Source organism: Spiroplasma endosymbiont of 'Nebria riversi' (assembly GCF_018831625.1).
Classification (GTDB): Bacteria; Bacillota_I; Bacilli_A; order Mycoplasmatales; family Nriv7; genus Nriv7.
The window spans coordinates 805658-825919 of sequence record NZ_CP065193.1 but is presented as its reverse complement, the minus strand read 5'-3'; the positions used below and the strand labels follow the sequence as shown (position 1 = coordinate 825919).

General features: G+C 27.0%; 18 protein-coding genes and 2 tRNA genes. 3 read left to right on the top strand and 17 right to left on the bottom strand.

From position 1 onward, the window contains the following. Nucleotides 1-242 precede the first annotated feature (242 nt). From I5Q57_RS05315 to I5Q57_RS05285, 7 genes are all read right to left on the bottom strand, one after another. Nucleotides 243-318: transfer RNA gene (locus I5Q57_RS05315), tRNA-Trp, on the bottom strand. Between the two features lie 68 nt (nucleotides 319-386). After that, a complete protein-coding gene (locus I5Q57_RS05310; RefSeq protein WP_215825560.1) occupies nucleotides 387-860 on the bottom strand; it encodes a Fur family transcriptional regulator in 474 nt (157 codons plus the stop codon). 16 nt (nucleotides 861-876) lie between these two features. Continuing rightward, complete coding sequence (locus tag I5Q57_RS05305) at nucleotides 877-1113, bottom strand: acyl carrier protein (RefSeq protein ID WP_215825559.1); 237 nt, start codon at nucleotides 1111-1113, stop codon at nucleotides 877-879. Nucleotides 1114-1130: 17 nt separating this feature from the next. Next, nucleotides 1131-2558 (bottom strand): proline--tRNA ligase, encoded by a 1428-nt coding sequence (gene proS, locus I5Q57_RS05300; protein WP_215825558.1) that lies wholly within the window; start codon nucleotides 2556-2558, stop codon nucleotides 1131-1133. After that, nucleotides 2551-3246: an acetyltransferase gene (locus I5Q57_RS05295; protein ID WP_215825557.1), complete on the bottom strand. Its 696-nt coding sequence runs from the start codon at nucleotides 3244-3246 to the stop codon at nucleotides 2551-2553. Before I5Q57_RS05295 ends, proS begins: the two co-directional genes overlap by 8 nt. A 15-nt stretch (nucleotides 3247-3261) precedes the next feature. Continuing rightward, entirely contained in the window at nucleotides 3262-4782 is a 1521-nt protein-coding gene (gene cls, locus I5Q57_RS05290) for a cardiolipin synthase (RefSeq protein WP_215825556.1), read from the bottom strand. Nucleotides 4783-5213: 431 nt separating this feature from the next. Then, nucleotides 5214-5303, bottom strand: a tRNA-Ser gene (locus I5Q57_RS05285). A gap of 146 nt (nucleotides 5304-5449) precedes the next feature. On the opposite strand from I5Q57_RS05285, the gene I5Q57_RS05280 reads away from it, so the two are divergent. Both I5Q57_RS05280 and I5Q57_RS05275 read left to right on the top strand, forming a co-directional pair. Beyond that, a complete protein-coding gene (locus I5Q57_RS05280) occupies nucleotides 5450-5863 on the top strand; it encodes an IS1/IS1595 family N-terminal zinc-binding domain-containing protein (RefSeq protein WP_215825555.1) in 414 nt (137 codons plus the stop codon). Continuing rightward, nucleotides 5864-6409 (top strand): transposase, encoded by a 546-nt coding sequence (locus tag I5Q57_RS05275; protein ID WP_215827060.1) that lies wholly within the window; start codon nucleotides 5864-5866, stop codon nucleotides 6407-6409. Between the two features lie 157 nt (nucleotides 6410-6566). On the opposite strand, the gene I5Q57_RS05270 is transcribed toward I5Q57_RS05275, so the two are convergent. The 7 genes from I5Q57_RS05270 to ptsP all read right to left on the bottom strand — a co-directional run bounded on the left by I5Q57_RS05270 (nucleotide 6567) and on the right by ptsP (nucleotide 14939). Further along, nucleotides 6567-6749, bottom strand: a complete 183-nt coding sequence (locus I5Q57_RS05270) for a hypothetical protein (protein ID WP_215825554.1) — start codon at nucleotides 6747-6749, stop codon at nucleotides 6567-6569. Nucleotides 6750-7125: 376 nt separating this feature from the next. Then, nucleotides 7126-7305: a hypothetical protein gene (locus tag I5Q57_RS05265; RefSeq protein ID WP_215825553.1), complete on the bottom strand. Its 180-nt coding sequence runs from the start codon at nucleotides 7303-7305 to the stop codon at nucleotides 7126-7128. A 229-nt stretch (nucleotides 7306-7534) separates the two neighbouring features. Next, nucleotides 7535-8628, bottom strand: a protein-coding gene (locus I5Q57_RS05260) for an IS3 family transposase (protein WP_215825552.1) whose coding sequence is annotated in 2 segments (ribosomal slippage) — nucleotides 7535-8388 and nucleotides 8388-8628 — 1095 coding nt in all. Because the reading frame shifts where the segments join, the coding sequence is not laid out codon by codon here. Nucleotides 8629-8790: 162 nt separating this feature from the next. Continuing rightward, nucleotides 8791-8943, bottom strand: a complete 153-nt coding sequence (locus I5Q57_RS05255; protein ID WP_215825551.1) for a hypothetical protein — start codon at nucleotides 8941-8943, stop codon at nucleotides 8791-8793. Between the two features lie 905 nt (nucleotides 8944-9848). Next, the gene (locus tag I5Q57_RS05250; protein ID WP_215825550.1) at nucleotides 9849-10367 is read right to left on the bottom strand and encodes a glycosyltransferase family protein; all 519 of its coding nucleotides are present in this window, start codon (nucleotides 10365-10367) and stop codon (nucleotides 9849-9851) included. A 118-nt stretch (nucleotides 10368-10485) separates the two neighbouring features. Beyond that, nucleotides 10486-12933, bottom strand: a complete 2448-nt coding sequence (gene leuS / locus I5Q57_RS05245) for a leucine--tRNA ligase (RefSeq protein WP_215825549.1) — start codon at nucleotides 12931-12933, stop codon at nucleotides 10486-10488. Between the two features lie 281 nt (nucleotides 12934-13214). Then, entirely contained in the window at nucleotides 13215-14939 is a 1725-nt protein-coding gene (gene ptsP, locus I5Q57_RS05240; protein ID WP_215825548.1) for a phosphoenolpyruvate--protein phosphotransferase, read from the bottom strand. A gap of 639 nt (nucleotides 14940-15578) precedes the next feature. On the opposite strand from ptsP, the gene I5Q57_RS05235 reads away from it, so the two are divergent. Further along, complete coding sequence (locus I5Q57_RS05235) at nucleotides 15579-16112, top strand: hypothetical protein (protein WP_215825547.1); 534 nt, start codon at nucleotides 15579-15581, stop codon at nucleotides 16110-16112. A 5-nt stretch (nucleotides 16113-16117) separates the two neighbouring features. Here the strand turns inward: I5Q57_RS05235 and argS are convergent, their stop codons facing one another. From argS to I5Q57_RS05220, 3 genes are all read right to left on the bottom strand, one after another. After that, nucleotides 16118-17785: an arginine--tRNA ligase gene (gene argS, locus I5Q57_RS05230; RefSeq protein ID WP_215825546.1), complete on the bottom strand. Its 1668-nt coding sequence runs from the start codon at nucleotides 17783-17785 to the stop codon at nucleotides 16118-16120. A gap of 80 nt (nucleotides 17786-17865) precedes the next feature. Continuing rightward, nucleotides 17866-19677 (bottom strand): translation elongation factor 4, encoded by a 1812-nt coding sequence (gene lepA / locus I5Q57_RS05225; protein WP_215825545.1) that lies wholly within the window; start codon nucleotides 19675-19677, stop codon nucleotides 17866-17868. Further along, nucleotides 19664-20257: an ECF transporter S component family protein gene (locus tag I5Q57_RS05220; RefSeq protein WP_215825544.1), complete on the bottom strand. Its 594-nt coding sequence runs from the start codon at nucleotides 20255-20257 to the stop codon at nucleotides 19664-19666. The genes lepA and I5Q57_RS05220 overlap by 14 nt, the downstream gene beginning before the upstream one ends. Nucleotides 20258-20262: the final 5 nt, after the last annotated feature.

The following is a 20262-nucleotide window of genomic DNA, read 5'->3' as shown; positions in this document are numbered from 1 at the left end:
AAAAGGGTTGCCATACCATAAATTATATCGCAAAAACATTTCATCAGGTAAACTTAGGTAAACTTAGGTAAACTTAGGTAAACTTAGGTAAACTTAGGTAAACTTAGGTAAACTTAGGTAAACTTAGGTAAACTTTCCAAAAAATGCAATATACTTCATTAAAAAATATAAAAATAACCATTTGTAATGATAACAATAATGGTTATTTTTATATTGATATCATTCTTAATAACTAATTTTATTGGCAGGGGTAGCAGGACTTGAACCCACAACACGCGGTTTTGAAGACCGCTGTTCTACCAATTGAACTATACCCCTACAATAAATATATTCTATCAAAGTTATTAAAAATGACAAAGTAAATTTTAAAGAAATTTTAAAGATTATTAATTACCTTCTTGATTTTTTTCCTGACAAGATATACAAATTCCATGTGCTTCTAATTTATAATGCACCAGTTTAAAATCAGCATTTTGTAATTTTTCTTCTAATTTTTTCAAATTATCTTGAAAATCTTGATCACTTAAATGCATATCTTCACTAAGATGAATAACCTTATGACAAGTTTCACAAAATAAATGAAATAAGACAGGATTTGATAATTCAAAAACAATATCTCGGCCATTAAAAACATTAAGATAAATCAATTCTTCTTGCAAAAACAAATCTAAAGTATTATAAACTGACATGACATTAATATTCTTATGTTCATCATTTTCTTTTTTCAGTTCTCTAACAATGGCATTAATATTTAGATGTTGTTTCTTTAATAATAATTTTAATATTGCTAATCTAATATTAGTTAAACGATGTCCTTTATTTTTTAATACTTGCGTTAATTTCTCATAATCTCATTTCACAATTTTAACGCCCTTTTTAACTATTACTATTTACTACTTCTTCAATAATAATTATTAAATCCTGAACAGTATTAATATCACTTAACTTATTATCAGGAATCCGAAATTTATATTCTTCTTCTGCTAAAATAATTAAATCTATCAATTCTAAAGAGTCCAAACCTAAATTACGGAAATTAGTTTCTAATGATATTTTTACTTTGATACCCTTTTTTTCTTTCAATAATTTAGCAATTTCAACTAATCAATTCATTAAATTCTTCCTCCTTTTTAATATGCCCGCGCAAAGTAAAAATGACCTTTTGCTCTTTGATTACATTTAAAACATTTAGAATTTTCTTCAACTTGCTTTTCTAAATCTTGACAACGACTAACAGTACTAGTTAACTGTTTAATTTCTGCTTCACACTCAATACGATTACAAAATCAAGCGCCAAAAAACCCTGTTTTTGTTTTCAATTGTTGTTCATATTCATCAAAACTATTAACAACAAATACTTGCGCTTCTAACCGCTTTACCGACCTTGCATATAAATCATTTTGCATTTGTTCCATATTAGTTTTTAAATATGATTCCACATTATTAATCTTAACCATCAATTTTGTTTTTGTGTCTCTGCGCACAATTAATACTTCATCAGTTTCTAATTCCCGAATCCCGATTTCAATGCGAAAACAAACTCCTTGAATTTCACTATTACTTAACTTATAACCCAATGACTTTAAAGAATTATCAACGACAACACGATATTTAGTTTTTAATTGTTGATAAATCCTATTAACTTGTTTTCTTACTTGCTCATCATCTTGAATCGGAATTATTCCTACTTGAATTGGTGCTACCATTGGTGGTAATACTAATCCCCTATTATCACTATGAGACATAATTAAAGCCCCAATAACTCTTGTTGACATCCCTCACGAAGTTTGATAACCATATTCTTCTTTATTGTTAGCATTAGTAAACTTAATATCAAAATTTTTAGAAAAATTTTGGGCAAAATAATGACTAGTTGCTGATTGTAGTGCTTGCCCATCTAACGTTAATGCTTCTAAACTATATGTATCGACAGCACCAGCAAACTTTTCGTGAAGACTTTTTTTACCATTAATAACAGCAATAGCTAAAACTTCTTTAAAAAATTTAACATATAAATTCATCATTTCTACCGTTCAATCTCGGGCTTCTTCCATATTATTATGAACACTATGACCTTCTTGCCACAAAAATTCTGTCGTTCTTAAAAAAGGTCTTGTTGTTTTTTCTCAACGAATAACATTCGCTCATTGATTATATTTTAATGGTAAGTCCTTATAACTAGAAATATTTTTTGAAAAATATGTCCCAAACAAAACTTCAGAAGTTGGTCTAATAACTAACGGTTCATCTAAATTTTTATCACCAACTTTGGTAACAATAGCACATTCAGGGGCAAAACCTTGAATATGTTCTTTCTCTTGATTTAATAAACTCTCAGGAATTAATAAAGGCATATAAACATCTTGAATTTCAACTTCTAGAAATCTGATTTCTAAGTTTTTCACAATATTTTTTCAAATTGCATAACCATGCGGTTTTAAAATTGGCGCTCCTTTAACTACTCCATAATCAATTATATTACCATTTATAATCAAATCAGTATATCATTGACTAAAATTTTCCTCCAACGATGTAATTTTATTAAGATTTTTATTCATTAACTTTTAACTCCTTTCCTTTAATTTCTTCAATAATACCTTTATCACCATAAAATATTTTAATATCAATTTGTTGATGAGAAACATATTGTTGTAATCTTTTGTATATTTCTATATTTTTAATTAAAATTGCTCTAATAGCATTAACACTAATTGGTTCATTAATGATAACTCGTTGCAAATTATTATTAAACTCTCAATCTTTTTTAGTATTTTCATATAATTTCACTAAATCAATATAAAAAATTGCCACCGTAGTTAAATCAATCTTATTTTCTAAGCATCAACTTCAAAATTGATGACGACTACTAGTGGATAATTCTAATTCAATATGATCATCTTTTTCTAAATATGTTCAAACAATATACTTTTCATTTTCTTTAAGTTTCTTAGATTTTACCGGTTTAATTCCTTGCTCCAAAATATAAAAAATATTAGCAATGGAACTATAAAAATAAAAATGATCAACCTTTTGTAATAATAATTGCTTAATAATTCTTTTAGTAGCTTTTCGGGTTCATCCAAAATGAATATCAACTTTATTAACTGTTTGAATACTTTTTGAAAATAAATGTTTAAAAAAACCTCGTCTTTCTTTAACTTCCGGTTTTTTTTCTAAACTTACAGGAAAATCTTGTTTTTCTAACTGCTTAGCAATTTTTTTATTAATTTTTTTCGTTTTGTGCATTATTATTTTCCTTTCCTAAAATAAGGGATCAAAAATTTTAACAATTGGCAAAATCATTATCCGATAAAATCAATTTTTTTTCTTTAACGGCGATGTCGTTAAAAGAATACTTCTTTCAATATCTCATAAATAATTCTTTTCTAGTTGCTTATTAGCATCACCATAAAGAATAACAATAGTTTGATGATCGTGATAAAGACTACGAAAATCTAAATTAGTTGATCCAATAATAACTAAATTATCATCAATTAATGCTGTTTTTGAATGATTAAAAATCTTACTCATTTCATAAATTTTTATCCCCGAATTAAATAATTCATCATAATATGAACGACTAATATCAAGAATAAAAAATTTATCAGTTTTTCCTGGCATTAATAATCGCACATCAACACCTGACTTAGCAGCATTTTTTAATGCCGTCACAATATCATCAGTTGGAATAAAATACGGCGTCGATAACCAAATACGACTTTTAGCACTAGAAATAACTTTAACATAAATATCCTTTTGAATCGTTTCATAAGTATTGGGACCATCATCAATAACCTGAACAATATTACTAGTTTTACCATCATATGGTTCATTTTTTAATAATTTCTTATCAAACACTAATGACTCACCCGTTGTAAAATATCAATCCTGTAAAAATATTAACTCTAAACTACGAACAGCACTACCTTGCAAACGAACTTGACTATCGCGTCAAAAGCCATATTTAGAACTTAAATGACAATAAGCATCACCAACATTAATGCCTCCCGTATAACCAATTTTGCCATCAATAATAACATCTTTACGATGATTACGATAATTATTACGACCACTAATAAAAGGTAAATTTATCGGTGAAAATCTTTTTAAATGAACACCAGCTCGCTTCAATTTCTGAATTGTATCATGATAAACCGTAAAAAAACTTCCAGCATGATCATAAATTAAGCGAATATTAACCCCTTGATAAGTTTTTTTAATTAATAACTGTGTCAAATATTTTAAAACTTCACCATCATCTAAAATAAAATAATTAATATGAATATAATTTTCAGCACTTTCTAAGTCTTTAAATAACAACGAAAACTTTTCAATTCCATTAGTTATTAAATCAACTTTCGTATGATTATATAGTGGTCTTTGTGATATATTAGTAGTCAAATGTAAAATACTTCGTTCTTCTTTAATTTGATTTTTTAAAAAGTTATTCGTGTAATTAAAATCCTCTTTAGCATAAAAATCTTGATATTTTTTTAAATAAAACTTTTGTGCTTTAGTATAACGATAGGTTCGACCAAAAATAATAAAGATTACAATACCAACAATTGGTAACGCATACACAGCAATAATTCAAGAAATTTTTGTTCGTGCTGGTCGGTTGGAAACAAAAATAATTAATGCTGTTAAAGTTCCAAATGAAATTGTTACAACACCAATAATTCATAATCAATCAATATATTTAGCAATAATAAAAACACAAGTCACCAATAAAAGTACTAAAAGAACAAAAGTAATTGCTAAACGCATTTTTTTATTTAACATTAATTTAATTCCACCTTATAAATAAAATATTGTTTTTTAAATATGTATTAATTTTATCTTAATATCACAAAAAAACAACTTTACAATAAGTAAAGTTATTAACAACAAAGGACACATAAAGTTTTGTTAGGTGGGTAAAGATTTGAATAATTTTAAAAGAAAAGTAATTACAATTTAATTATCATTTTATTTTAAAAATAAGTAATAAAGAAAAATATTTAATATTAACAAACATAATTTTAATAAAAGGTTATAAAAACAACATTAAAATAATTTTTTACAACAAAAATAATACATAGGATATATATACTTAACTTGCATATTGAAATAATTTATAAATAATTTATAATGAATGATTATTTTTTCTTTTTTTAAAAATATCTAAGAAAACTAAACGCAACCCCAACAAATATCAAATTATTTAAAATTAATGGCGGAGCAGACGAGATTCGAACTCGTGCGCCAATTGCTTGACCTAACTCCTTAGCAGGGAGCCCTCTTAACCACTTGAGTACTGCTCCATAGTGATTAACACACATAAGTAATTATATCTAAAATTTAAAAAAATAACATCCAAAATTTTTTAATTTTGTAGAAAACTCTTGATATTTATTGAATATACTTAATTTTAGGTATATTTTTAATATGATAGAGGTGGATAATAATTATGGAAAAAATAATTCAAGAACTAGTAAATACTTTAACAGATGATCAATTTTTAGAATTTTATGAAAAAGTCAAACAACAAGCAGAATTAATAAAAAAACAAAAACTTTTAAATAAAATTGATCAAAAATTTAGAGCACAAGGTATTAAATGCCCTAAATGTGAATCTCACCATTGCTTTAAAAATGGACATAATTCAGAAGGAAAAAAAAAATATTTATGTAAAAATTGCCATGAAAGTTTCGACGCTTTTCGTAATCATTTTATTTATTGAAGTCATTTAAATTATGAACAATGAAATTTATTGATTCAAATTTCATTGCTGGGGCAATCTAGTAAAACAATTTCTCGTTTTATTAAAACTACATTAAAAACTGCTTGATATAATCGTCAAAAATTAATGAAATCAAAATAATTAGAAAATACCCAATTAAAATTTAAAAAATTATCTGGTAAAATCCAAATCGATGAAACATTTATTAAAGAAATTCATAAAGTAAATTTCAAACATAAAACTGATCCACGAAGAATTCACCTTGACCCATTCGCAACTAATACTAAATGCTGTATTCAAATGGCAGTTGATAATAATAACAATATTTATGTTAAATCCACAAACACCAAACGTTTACAAAGACAATGAGTTATTGAAAATATGAACAAAGAATTAATTAACCAAAATTCAATTATTACTTCTGATATGCAAAAATTATATTTTTTAGTAGCAAAACAAAAAAATTCTACTTTATGTGTAACTAAAACAACAATTAATCCTGAAGCTAGTTATCGTAACTTAAATAAAATCAGTAAATTACAATCTAGTCTTAAAGAAGCCTTAATTCATTATCATGGTTTAGGTTTTACTAATATTCAAAATTATTTAAATCTCTGAAAATGAAAATACCAACATAAGGTTTTAACTCCAAACCAACAAACAGTGGTATTATATTTTAATGTATAAAAAATTAAAGTAAAAATAGTAATTTTACATAAAAGCCTTTTAAAATTATCAAGTTGATGATTTTTTTTATTTTATCAAGAGTTTTCGACAAAATTAAAAAAAAATTATTAATTATTATTAAATTTTAACTAAATAAATATTAATTTTTTATTTTTACTTACTTAAATCTATTATATTTATTTGTTACAATATTACCTTTATAATTAATTCAACTATCATCATTTTTATTATTATATTTATTTCATAATGAATTTTTATATATTTCTTTTCTGATTTCTATTTCTGAATTAATACTTTCATTAATGTAATGTAATACATTTAATTTGTTTAAATTTGCCATTCTTAAATGTAATAGGTTATTTAAATTCTTATGATTATATATTTTTGCCCCATATCCTAATTGTTGTTTTATTAAATTTGATACATCACTTTCAATGCTACAACCGATATTTCATTCTAAATTTTTATTATGAATACCTTGCTTATTATTACTGAAATAATTACTCGCCTTCCTTAAATTTGTTTTAATATCTTTATTTAATTCATTTTTAGCAATATTACGAATGTTTTTGATTAATTCTTGATGATTGCCATCCTTATATAATTTAATTCAACTATTTAATGCTACTTTGCGATTTTCAAAAATAATATTAAATGAAGTTTATTACTAGTGGGGTTTCATAATTGATTATCATATGCTTTTAACACATTAAAATCTATTTGATAAGAACTTTTTTACCAGTATTAAAACCATTGGCAATTTCTCTAATTCAAGCATCACCAACGCCACAAACAATTATTTTGTTATAATTAATATTCACATAATGTTTTTGCAATTCTCTAATTAATAAATCACGATAATCCACCATATTTATTCGTTTACCAACTTTTAACATTAGAAAATGACCTCGTTTGTTTTCTAATTATCTACGAGCGTTTTTGTAATTTTTTTCTTTATGTCCGGTAAAATGGATAGGTTACGGTAAGTTGGACCATATTTATGTGGACTTTCAAATAAAATAAAATTATTAAGAAAGTAGGAAGATAAAAACGGGGAAAAACTCATATTTTCCGGATAGTGGTATAGCAACCCTTTTTTGGACACTTTTTATGTAGACTGTCATTTTATATAAATTCAACAGGCGTTAAATAATTTAAACTGCCATGTATTCTAAGATTATTGTATCAATTAACAAAATCAAATAATTCGCATTTTAATTGTGTTAAATTTTCAAATTTTTTACCCTTGATAAATTCCGTTTTAAAAGTTTTGTAAGTTGTTTCAGCCACAGCATTGTCATAAGGGCAACCCTTCGCACTCAATGATTTTTTAAAATTAAAGGTTATTAAAATTTCATCAATGATTTTATTTTTGAACTCATTACCACGATCAGTATGAAATAAAGTTATTTTATTTAATGGTCGTGTTATTTTGTGAAAAGCTTGTTGAACTAGTTCAGCGTTTTTGTTTGGTCCGGCACTATAGCCAATTATTTCTCGATTAAACAAGTCAATTAATAAACAAATATAATGTCATTTTCCTCCAACTTGCACATATGTTAAATCACTAACAACAACTTCATTAGGTTTTTTGTTATTAAATTGATGATTTAAAACATTACTAATTTGGTCATTATTAACCATTGTTTTATGATTACGATATTTTAATTTGGTGTATTTAGAAACCAAATTATTTTTGATCATAAGGAATCTGATTTTTTGACGTGATAAGATAATATCTTTTCTCATTAAAACAGCTTTAATTTTACGAGCACCATAAATTTTACGACTTTTATTAAATGCACTGATAACTTCTTCTTCATAATTATTAACATCATACTTAACACAATTATTAGTTTGATAATAATATGTTGATTTTGCTATTTTTAATATTTGACACATTTTTAGAACGGGATGTTTTTCTTTATTATTGTTAATAATTCCTATTTTTTGCCAATTATCAGTGCTGCTTGCTTTAAAATGTCATTTTCCATTCGTAATTGTTGGTTTTCTTTTCGCAAGTAAATTAATTCATTTTCTTCGACAGTGCGATTATCTTGCACTTTAAATGACCCAAAATTATTAAAATTTTCAATTCACTGATATACGGCTGATTTTGAAATTCCGTATTCTTTAATAATTTCAACAATGCTTTTTCCGTTTTGATAAATCATGACAATTTGTTTTTTAAATTCATTTGAATATGAGTTTTTCCCCATTTTTATCTTCCTACTTTCTTAATAATTTTATTTTATTTGAAAGTCCACATAAATATGTTCCAACTTATTATAACCTATCCATATATTTTATTTCCTTTCTGTTTTATTTTTGGAAAATAAAAAACCAACTAATTTTAATAAATAGTTGGTTTAATTTAATTTTTATCTTATTTGATTTAAAATATTTTCAATATTGTTAACTTTATCAATTAAAGCCTCCATAATTTGTTCTAAATTACTTAAATTGTTTTCTGTTGTTGTTTTAATTTCGTTAATTAAATCGCTAATCGTATTTTTGATATTATTTTCAAGCATATATATTTTCCTTTCTTCATTTATTTTTTTGTTTATCATTAGTTATTTGTTAGATATCTTTATTGTTTTTTCTCTTTTGGGCATAGTTTCCCTTAGGCATTGGTTTGGTTAATCACTTGCGACCACTCTTCTGCCCCATGTAGTGCTAATTTAATTAGTTGATTAGCTTTATCAGATTTCCTTCCACTTCGTTTATTTTTTAGTGTTCCAGCTTGACCACTTTGTTAAACTTCTTACATCTATATATACATTTTTACTAATTTTTGATATTAATAATTTTCCATTTATTTTTTTCAAAAATTAATTTTTTAATAATTTGATGATTATTTTGGCATTGCAAAGTTAAAAATCAAAGTTTATCATTTATTGTTTGTTTATTAATAAATTCTAACTTGCTAAACAATGCCGAGCATATTTTTTACAATATCAACCACCTTTTCTGTTTTTGGTTAATTTTGTAAAATAATCATTGATATAACACTTACATTTGTTAATCAGTGTTGATTTATTTTTTACTTTAATTTTTAATTCTTTTTGAAAGAGTTCTTTTAAAGACACTCACAAAACCTCCTTATAAATAGTAAGATTTCTAAATTTTTTTATTGTGGAACACTTACCCTTTAACCATTGCAGGTTAAATATTTATCCCAAAACCACCATAATTCTTTTAGATAGTATAAAAGAATTGCCTCCATTGGTGTTGTATCGGTACGGCAAACCCTATCTTGTTTATCCTCGCTTGCTTGGTTTAACGACATTCCAAGTGGGGGAGTTTTATTTAGTTGTTTTTGCTGTTATTTTTTAAACTAAGCAAGGTTAACGACAATTTTAACCTAATTAAAAAAGACAGAATTTTATTTCTGTCTTTTTCTTAGTTTTTGTAAATTTTATACCAACCGAATATTTTATGCGCTCCTTCACATTAATATATAAGGAGCAATAACAATTTTATTTTTTAAAGCACTAGCAATAAGAATATCGACCATTTGATATTGAGAAATCTCATTTTCAGCAAACTTAATTTGCAATTGTTCTCTAATCGCCTTTGCTCATCGTTCATCTAACAATGACCATTCACCTAATAATAGCTTGTGCATATTATTACTTTTTTCATAACCAATAATATTATTGTCATTACATATATTATACACTCAATCAATCTTTTTAGTTACTCGTTTAACGGCACACATAATTGGTTTTGCTGTTAAATTCATAAAAAAATTTCGCCCCATTACCATGTCACCACTAATAATAATTGTATTATCTTGTAAGTAATCTTTAACTAAATAACCAGCATAGGCGCTAGAACCATTTTCATAATGCGCATTATGAACAAGCTTAACTTGCACATACTTATCAACTAAATATAAAAAATCTTGATGACGATAACCAGTAATAACAATAATTTCATTAACTTTAGCCACTAATAAATTAGTTATTATTTTTTAAATTAAAATTTCACCATTAATATTTAATAATGATTTATGTTGATGATTTAATTTTAATCTTCTGCCAACTCCGGCCGCAAAAATAATCGCTCGCTTAATCATCGTGTTTATTCGCTACTTTAGTAACAAAGTTAATAATTTTATTCATTACAAATATTGTTTGTTTAATTTCATATTGATATAAAATTTTTTGTAAATAGTCATCATTTTGAATAATTTTTAAAATTTCTTCTTGTGATAAATTCGGCACAACATTTAATTTTCCTCGTAATTTACCATTAACCTGAATAATAACAACAACTTCATCTTTCACTAAATACTTAGCATCATATTCAGGTCATTTTTGAACAGCAGCACTACTTTCTTGGGCTAATATTAATCATAATTCTTCTGCCAAATGCACAGCAAATAAACTTAACATTTTGATAAATCCTAAAAAATAAGGTAAATAAATTTGCTTTGTTTTATAACAAGCATTAACAAAAACCATTAATGATGATAATGCCGTATTAAAAGCTAAATTTTCCAAATCAGTAGTTACTTTAAACACTGTTTGATGATAAATTTTATCCATTTGACCATCATTATTTTTAATAATTCAAGCAAGATGTTCAGTTACTAAACGGTAAATCCGATCTAATCATCTCCTTGTACCATCAATACCTTGAATATTTCATGGCATTGATGCTGTTAATGGTCCCATAAACATCTCATAAACGCGTAAAGCATCAGCGCCATGCGTCATAATGATATCATCAGGATTAACACCATTATCTTTTGATTTTGACATCTTTTCACCATCAACACCTAAAATCATTCCTTGATTAACAAGTTTCATAAAAGGTTCAGGTGTCGGAACAACTTTTAAATCATACAGTACTTGATGTCAAAATCGAGCATATAGTAAATGCAACACCGCATGTTCTTGACCACCAACATACAAATCAACTGGTAATCATTGTTCCAATAATTTAAATGCGGTTTTACTATTTAAGGGAATAAAACTACCGTCATCTTGTTTCAAAATATATGCTAAATAATATCAACAACTACCTGCTCATTGTGGCATTGTATTTGTATCTCTTTTCCCTTTAACACCATCATTTCTAGTAACATTAACAAAATCAACCATATTTTCCAATGGCGACTGACCATTAACTGTTGAAACAATATTATCTGTTAATGGCAACATTACCGGTAAATCTAACTCATCAACTAAACTAGTGGTACCATCATCTCAAAAAATAATTGGAAACGGTTCACCTCAATATCTTTGGCGCGAAAACAATCAATCGCGTAATTTATAAGTTGTATGTTTTTTAGCGATTGCTTTTGCTTCCAAAACATTAATAATTTTACTAATGGCTTGTTCATTATTTAGTCCATTCAAAAACTGAGAATTAATATGAATACCATCACCAGTTATTGGCATTTTCATATTATTATTTTCAATAACAATCTTTATTGGTAAATTATATTTTAATGCTAAATGATAATTTTCAGCACTATGTGCGGGAACACACATTATTGCTCCTGTTCCATAATGATATAACACATAATCAGCAACTCAAATCGGAAGTAATTCATTTGTTAACGGATGCAACGCATAACTACCCGTAAATACCCCTTGTTTATCATTATTTAACTCTTGGCGTTCTAAATCAGTTTTCATTTTAACTTCTGATAAATACTCATTCATTTGTTGCTCATTATTCTTAATAGTAAGCAAAACTACTAATGGGTGCTCTGGTGCTAAAATAATAGCACTAACACCAAAAATCGTATCCAACCTTGTAGTAAAAACTGAAATTTTTTCTAATGAATTTTGAATTTTAAAATCCACTAATGCCCCTAATCGTTCACCAATTCAATTTCTTTGTAATTCTTTAACGGAATTAGGTCAATCTAAATCATCTAATCCTTTTAATAGTCTTGAAGCATAATTAGTTATTTTTAAAACTCATTGTTGCATTGGTTTTTTAATAACCGAATAATGACCTCTTTCAGAAACCATTTTTCCTTCAATAACTAAAACCTCTTCATTAGCTAAAACTGTTCCTAATTTTTCACATCAATTAACATCACTTCATTTTAATTGAACTAAACCTTTTTTATAAATTTGTGAAAATATTCATTGTGTTCATTGATAATAATTAGGGTCAGTAGTATTTATTTCTTTATTATAATCATAAGAAAAACCTAAGAGTTTCAATTGATGACGAAAATTATTAATATTTTCCAAAGTAAAACTTACAGGATTATTTTTTGTTTTTAAAGCATACTGTTCAGCTGGTAAACCAAACGCATCCCAACCAATAGGGTGCAAAACAGCATAACCTTGCATCTTGCGAAATCGTGCCATTACATCAGTAGCAATATAACCTTTTAAATGACCAACATGTAATCCGGCACCAGATGGATATGGAAACATATCAAGAATATAAGTTTTTTTAGTTGTCATATTACTAGGCGTCTTAAATATTTGCTGATTTTTTCAATACTCTTGTCACTTTTTTTCTAAAGCACGATGTGAATAAATCATAATGTATCCTTTCTTATCATATATCTTTTAACTAAATATTCTCAATACAGAAATTAAGGAAGCAACAAACCCAAGAGTAAACATACATCCACATAAAAAGAAAATATTTTTCTTAATAAAAAATCACAATGTATCCTTATAAAAAACTTTTGAAAAATATTTTGTTACTAACAGTCAATGAATAACAAAACATAAAATTGTCAAAATAAGACAACTAACAGTTAAAGCAATACCCATATTCTTATTTATTGTTGTCGTTGCCAATATCATATTTAAAAACATTAAATTAATTTCTTTTCTTGTAAAAATTTAGTAACAAGAGTAATTACTTCATTTTCATTATGAGATTTTAAAGCCTCATTCACAAGAACAACTGTATCTTTTTTAGTTAAACTATTAATAATTTTTCTTGCTTCTAATATTGATGTTGATGACATTGAAAAGTAATCTAATCCCATTCCTAATAATAATGGTAATGCCAAAATTTCTCCTGCCATTTCGCCACACATTCCAACTCATTTCTTATTTAAATGAGCACCATCAATTGTCATTTTAATTAGTCTTAATATTCCTGGATGATAAGGTTGATACAAATATGATATCTTCGGTGACATTCGATCAACAGCAATTCCATATTGAATTAAATCATTAGTTCCAATCGAAACAAAATCAGCATATTGAGAAAAAATATCACTCATTACAGCAGCAACAGGAATTTCAACCATCATTCCAATTTGAATATCATCACTAACAGCAATATTTTCTTGCTTTAATTCTTCTTTACATTGTAAAGTTATGGCTTTAGCTTCTTTAAACTCATTCACAGTAGCGATCATAGGAAACATAATTGCTAATTTACCATAAACCGATGCTCTTAGTAATGCTCGCAATTGCGTTTTAAAAACATCAATCTGATCTAAACACAAACGAATTGCGCGATAACCTAAAAAAGGATTCATTTCCGATTCAAAATGATAATACGATAAATGCTTATCACCACCAATATCAAGTGTCCGAATAACAACCATATCATTAGGTATTTTCTCTAAGACAGCTTTATATGCTTGGAATTGTTCTTCCTCTGTTGGTCATTGATTACTATTCATATATAAAAATTCCGAACGAAATAATCCCACTCCATTGCCGCCATTATCAATAACACTATCAACATCATGAAAAGAACCAATATTTCCTTCTAAAGTAACTTTATGCCCATCTAAAGTTATCGTTGGTTCATCCTTATATTTTTGCAATTGTTGTTGCTTAATTTTTCATTGCGTTTGCAATTCTTTTCATTCACCTTGTTGAGCACTAGTAGGGTTGGTTATGACAACACCACTTTTTCCATCCATAATAATTAGTTCGTCATTTTCTACTTTACTAGTAATATCTTTTAATCCTACAATCGCCGGAATTTCTAAACTACGCGCCATAATCGCCGCATGCGAAGTTCTACCGCCAATATCACAAAGAAATCCTTTCACAAATTCCGGATTTAATTGTACTGTTTGCGATGGTGTTAAATCAGAACTAACAATAATTACTTCTTCATCAATAATTGCTAAATCTTGAATTTTTATTCCCAATAAATGCTTAATTAAACGATTAGTAACATCTTCAATATCGCTTGCTCTTTCGCGCATATAAGCATCATCCATCGCTTTAAACATTGCAATATATTTATTAGCAATAACAAAACTCGCATACGAACTAGTAACTTGTTCACTAGTAATCATCTGTTTTATTTCATCAATAATAGTGGGATCACTAATAATTTGCTCATGAGCCATAAAAATTTTAGCTTTATCTTCACCAAGCTTTTTAAGAGTTTCAGTATACAATTTCCGAATTTCAGTAAGTGATACATCCAATGCTTGTTCTAAATTTCGTAATTGCTCTTCAATATTAGTAACTTGTTCTTTCTCAACTTCAATTCGTTGTTCAATTAACTTATATACTTTAGCAATGGCAATTCCGTTTGAAGCACCAATAGCTTTCAACTCCATAATATGTCCTCGTTTCTATATATGTTTAATAGTAATTATATATAAAAAAGTTCAGTTTTTCCAATAACAATTGCAATTTGGTCGCGTTTAGTTTTCTTAGGTATTGCTTTGAAGAAGTAAAACAATCAGCTAATTATATTATTTAGTAGAAAAACAAACAAATTCTACTTTATGTGTAACTAAAACAACAATTAATCCTGAAGCTAGTTATCGTAACTTAAATAAAATCAGTAAATTACAATCTAGTCTTAAAGAAGCCTTAATTCATTATCATGGTTTAGGTTTTACTAATATTCAAAATTATTTAAATCTCTGAAAATGAAAATACCAACATAAGGGTTTAACTCCAAACCAACAAACAGCGGTATTATATTTTAATGTATAAAAAATTAAAGTAAAAATAGTAATTTTACATAAAAGCCTTTTAAAATTATCAAGTTGATGATTTTTTTTATTTTATCAAGATTTTTCGACAAAATTAAAAAAACTTTTTAATTTTAATAATACAAAATATGGTATTATGAAATCAATTAAGAGAAGCATAGTCTAATAACTGTGTGTGATTTACAAAAATTTATAAATTATAATTTATAAATTAAAGAGTATAATTTATTTATTATTAATTTTAAAGGAGAAACTATGCGTATTATTCCCTATGAACTTATTTGCTATGCTAACAATATGAGTCTATCAGCTTTAAGAAAAGAAATTTCAATGTATGATTATTGTCTTAATAAAAATAAAAACAATATCGCAATGAATCCTTTTTTAAAATTAAAACGACCTTATTTTAATCTTGTAATTTATACTTGAATAACTGAAATGAACAAAAGAAATTTATATGTGGGAACATTGGTCCAATATTATGCTAAAAACAATCCCCCAAGTTTAATAATAGACACCAATATTTTTCTCATTATTGAATGTTGTTTACAATGAGATTTAAAACAATTTAATTGTTATGAAGAAAACCTTTCATGATTTGCTGTTATTAATAAATTTCTGACTAAACAAGACATTTCTCTCACTAAATGAAATTTAACAACTTATAACGAAATAAAACAATGATACGAAAAAAAATTTATGCGAAAAAATAATCGTGGGAAAATGAAACCTTATAAGTTAAATATGACAATAGTAATTAATTTCTTAGAAACAGCACTAACTGAATAAGCAAATTACATTTGATCCTTAAAATCAACAGCAATTAAGTTTAAAGCATTTTTAAAGACATACTGTGTGCTAATAATTAAATGCAATCTTTGTTCTGATAAAGTAATATTAGTTTCATCCAAAATTTTACATTCTGAATAATATGAATGAAATCCCCGTGTTAATTCCTGAATATAATCACAAATAATATTCGGTTGACAAAATTTAGCAGCACTTTTTACTACTTTACTAAAATAATCTAATACTTTAATTAACTCTCGCTCCTTGGGATGTGTTAATAAATTATAACTAGCAATTGTCTTTGTTAAATCAATATTATGAGGCACATTTCGTAAAATACTCGCACAACGCGCTGTAGCATATTGAAAGTAATAAACCGGATTATTATTACTTTGAGATGTTAAAAGACTCAAATCTAAATCCATATGACTAGAAGATGCTTTTGAACATAACATATAACGAACAACATCAATACCTAATTCCATAACTAAATCAATTAACCATACGGCCGTCCCTTTTCTTTTTGACATTTTATATTCTTGACCATCTTTAATTAATCGCACCATTTGAATAATAACAATTTTTAAAATATTAGCATCATAACCTAAAATTTGTAAACCCACTTGCATTCGTGTTAAATAACTATGATGATCTGCGCCTCAAAAATTAACTAAATAATTAGCTTTTGCTCGTTTAATTCGTAAATTATGACAAGCTAAATCCGGTAAAATATAAGCACACGATTTATCTTGTTTAACAAGAACTCGGTCCTTATCATCACCATAATCTGTCGTTTTCAACCACAAAGCACCATCTTTTTCAAAAAATTTATTAGTTGCTCGCAATTCCTTTACTAACTTATCAATTTCTTTTGTTGTATACATTTCTAACTCACTCGACCAATAATCAATATTAATCCGAAAATCCTTTAATTGCGTTTTAATTAATTGTAAAAAGAAAGCAACTGACTCTTGTTTAAATATTGCTAATACTTGTTCATCATTAATGACACCATTAACAATTCGTACGGCAATAAATTTATCTTGATATTTATTCACAAAATTAGTTGCTAATATTTCTTGATAAACACCCTGATATGATTGTTCTAGTATTTCAACATTAACCCCTAATTTTTGTAAATAATACGAACAAATTGTATTTGCTAACACATTAATCTGATTACCAGCATCATTAAGATAATATTCTGTTTCAACAATATTTCCTGCAAATTTTAAAATTCTTGCAACCGCATCACCAATAGCGCCATTACGAGCATGACCAATATGTAAAATTCCTGTTGGATTAGCGGAAACAATTTCTAAATTATATTTAATATTAGTCGCTTCTCCACTACCAAACTTAGTTTTTAATTTTAAAATTTCCGTAATAACAGCACTAAGTCCATTTTGATTAACTGTTAAATTAATGAACCCAGGAAAAACAAAATCTATTTTAGTAAAAAAATCATTTAACTTAATAATAGCAATAATCTTTTTAGCAATGACTTCCGGTTTTTGCTTTAAAATTGGTGCTAACAATATCGCAATATTAGTAGCATAATCACCATATGCAATATTACGAGTTTTCTCAATAACAATATCATCAACAAAAGGAGTAAGATTATTTACTGCCTCTTTAATTATTTTTTGAATTTGATTTAAAATTAACGACATTAATATTTATCCTTTTTCGTTTCATAATTTTATTACTAATAATAAAATAACCGATTAATTAACATTTCAATATAATATGCTTATTTATCATCAATAGATAAAACTGCCATAAAAGCTTCTTGTGGTAATTCAACATTTCCAAAAGCCTTCATCCGCTTTTTACCTTTCTTTTGTTTTTCTAATAACTTTTTCTTGCGATTAATATCACCACCATAACACTTAGCAGTAACATTTTTCCTTAACGCCTTAATAGTTTCTCGCGCAATGATTTTATTACCAATGGAAGCTTGTACAGGAATTTCAAAGTTTTGTTGCGGAATAATATCTTTTAATTTAGCACATAAATTTCTTCCACGAGCATACGCAAAATCTTTATGCACAATCATTGATAAAGCATCAACAACCGCACCATTTAATAAAATATCCATCTTTACTAATTTACTTGGTCGATAACCTAATAATTCGTAATCTAATGAAGCATAGCCCTTAGACACAGATTTTAAACGATCAAAAAAATCAAAAATAATCTCATTTAACGGCATTTCATAAGTCAAAATCCTTCTTGTATTATCAACATAAACAAGATTTTGATAAATACCGCGTTTTTGCTGACATAACTCCATTAAACCACCTAAATAAGTTTCAGGAGTCATCATCGTTACTTTAACAAAAGGCTCATTAATACTACGAATTTTTTGCACTTCTGGTAATTTACTCGGATTATCCACAATAATAATTTGTTGATCAGTTAAATGCACTTCATAAATAACACTTGGCGCCGTAGCAATTAAATCTAAATTATATTCTCTCTCAAGTCGTTCTTGGATAACATCCATATGTAATAAACCTAAAAACCCACAACGAAAACCAAATCCTAATGCTTGTGAATTTTCTGGTTCATATACCAAAGCAGCATCTGATAATTGCAATTTTGATAATGCATCTTTTAAATCTTCATAACGCGAACTATCAACGGAATATAATCCACAATAAACCATTGAATTAATTTTTCGATAACCTGATAATGGCACTAATGTTGGAAAATCAGCATGTGTCATTGTATCTCCTACTTGAACATCTTTAATATTCTTAATAGCCGCCGCTACTCAACCAACCTGACCAGCATAGATTGCATCCTGCTGAACTTCCAACGGTGTCTTAATACCAACACTAATAACTTCATATTCACCCCTTGTCGCCATAAAACGAATCTTATCATTAATCTTAACAGTTCCTTGAAAAACACGAATAAAAATCATTACACCACGATATTGATCATAATAAGAATCAAAAATCAATGCCCGCAAAGGAACATCATCTTGGGATTTTATTGGAGCAGGAATATCTCTAACAATAGTTTCTAACACTTCATCAACATTTAAACCAGTCTTGGCAGAAATTAACGGGATATGCGAATACGCGGTTCCTGTCAATTTTCTAATTTGTTGTTTAATTCTTTCGGGGTCCGCATTAGGCAAATCAACTTTATTAATAACAGGAATAATTGTTAAATCATTATCAATCGCTAAATAAACATTGGCTATTGTCTGCGCTTGAACCCCTTGTGTAGCATCAACTACTAATAATGCTCCCTCACAAGCCGCTAAACTACGCGAAACTTCATAAGTAAAATCTACATGTCCCGGCGTATCAATTAAATTAAAACAATATTGTTGATGATCCTTAGCAACATACTGCAACTGCACAGCATTTAACTTAATAGTAATTCCTCTTTCTCGCTCTAAATCCATTGAATCTAATAATTGATCTTTTAATTCTCTTTTACTAACCGTACCCGTTAATTCTAAAAGCCTATCCGCTAAAGTAGACTTACCATGATCAATATGAGCAATAATACTAAAATTACGAATTAAATTTTTATTTGTTGCCATTATTTTTAATTTCCTTACTTTGTTCTAAATTACTATTTTCTAACGCTGTCGCTCGTAAATAATCAAAATCATTATCACTTCAAAGATGACCATAACTGACACTATTAATTCTAATTAAAAACCAAGTAATAAACAAGGAAAAAATATATGTTGATATCGCTTGCACAGCATCATTAATTAATGCTGTAATCGCATAACTATAATCAAAATTAGAAATAAAGTAAGTATATGGTGGATAAATAATTAAAACTGGTAAAACCGCAAAAAAATGACTGATAATAAAATGAAAATATGGTTCTAATATCCGAATAATAACAAACATTAAAATCCTAACAACAATCGTAATGGGAATAAAAACAAAATATCCCCCCATAATATCAGCAAATGCCATCGCAAACGGATTAGTAAATAAAATCATTGGCCCCGAAATAAAGGTAATTAAAGGTAAAGCAATAATATCAGCTAATTGCAAACAACCAACGCCAATTTTAATAAAACTAGAAGCATAACCACAAACCATTAAAAGACCTGTGATTACACCTGTTGTTGCTAAATATTTCAATGAACGAAAACGATACATTTTTC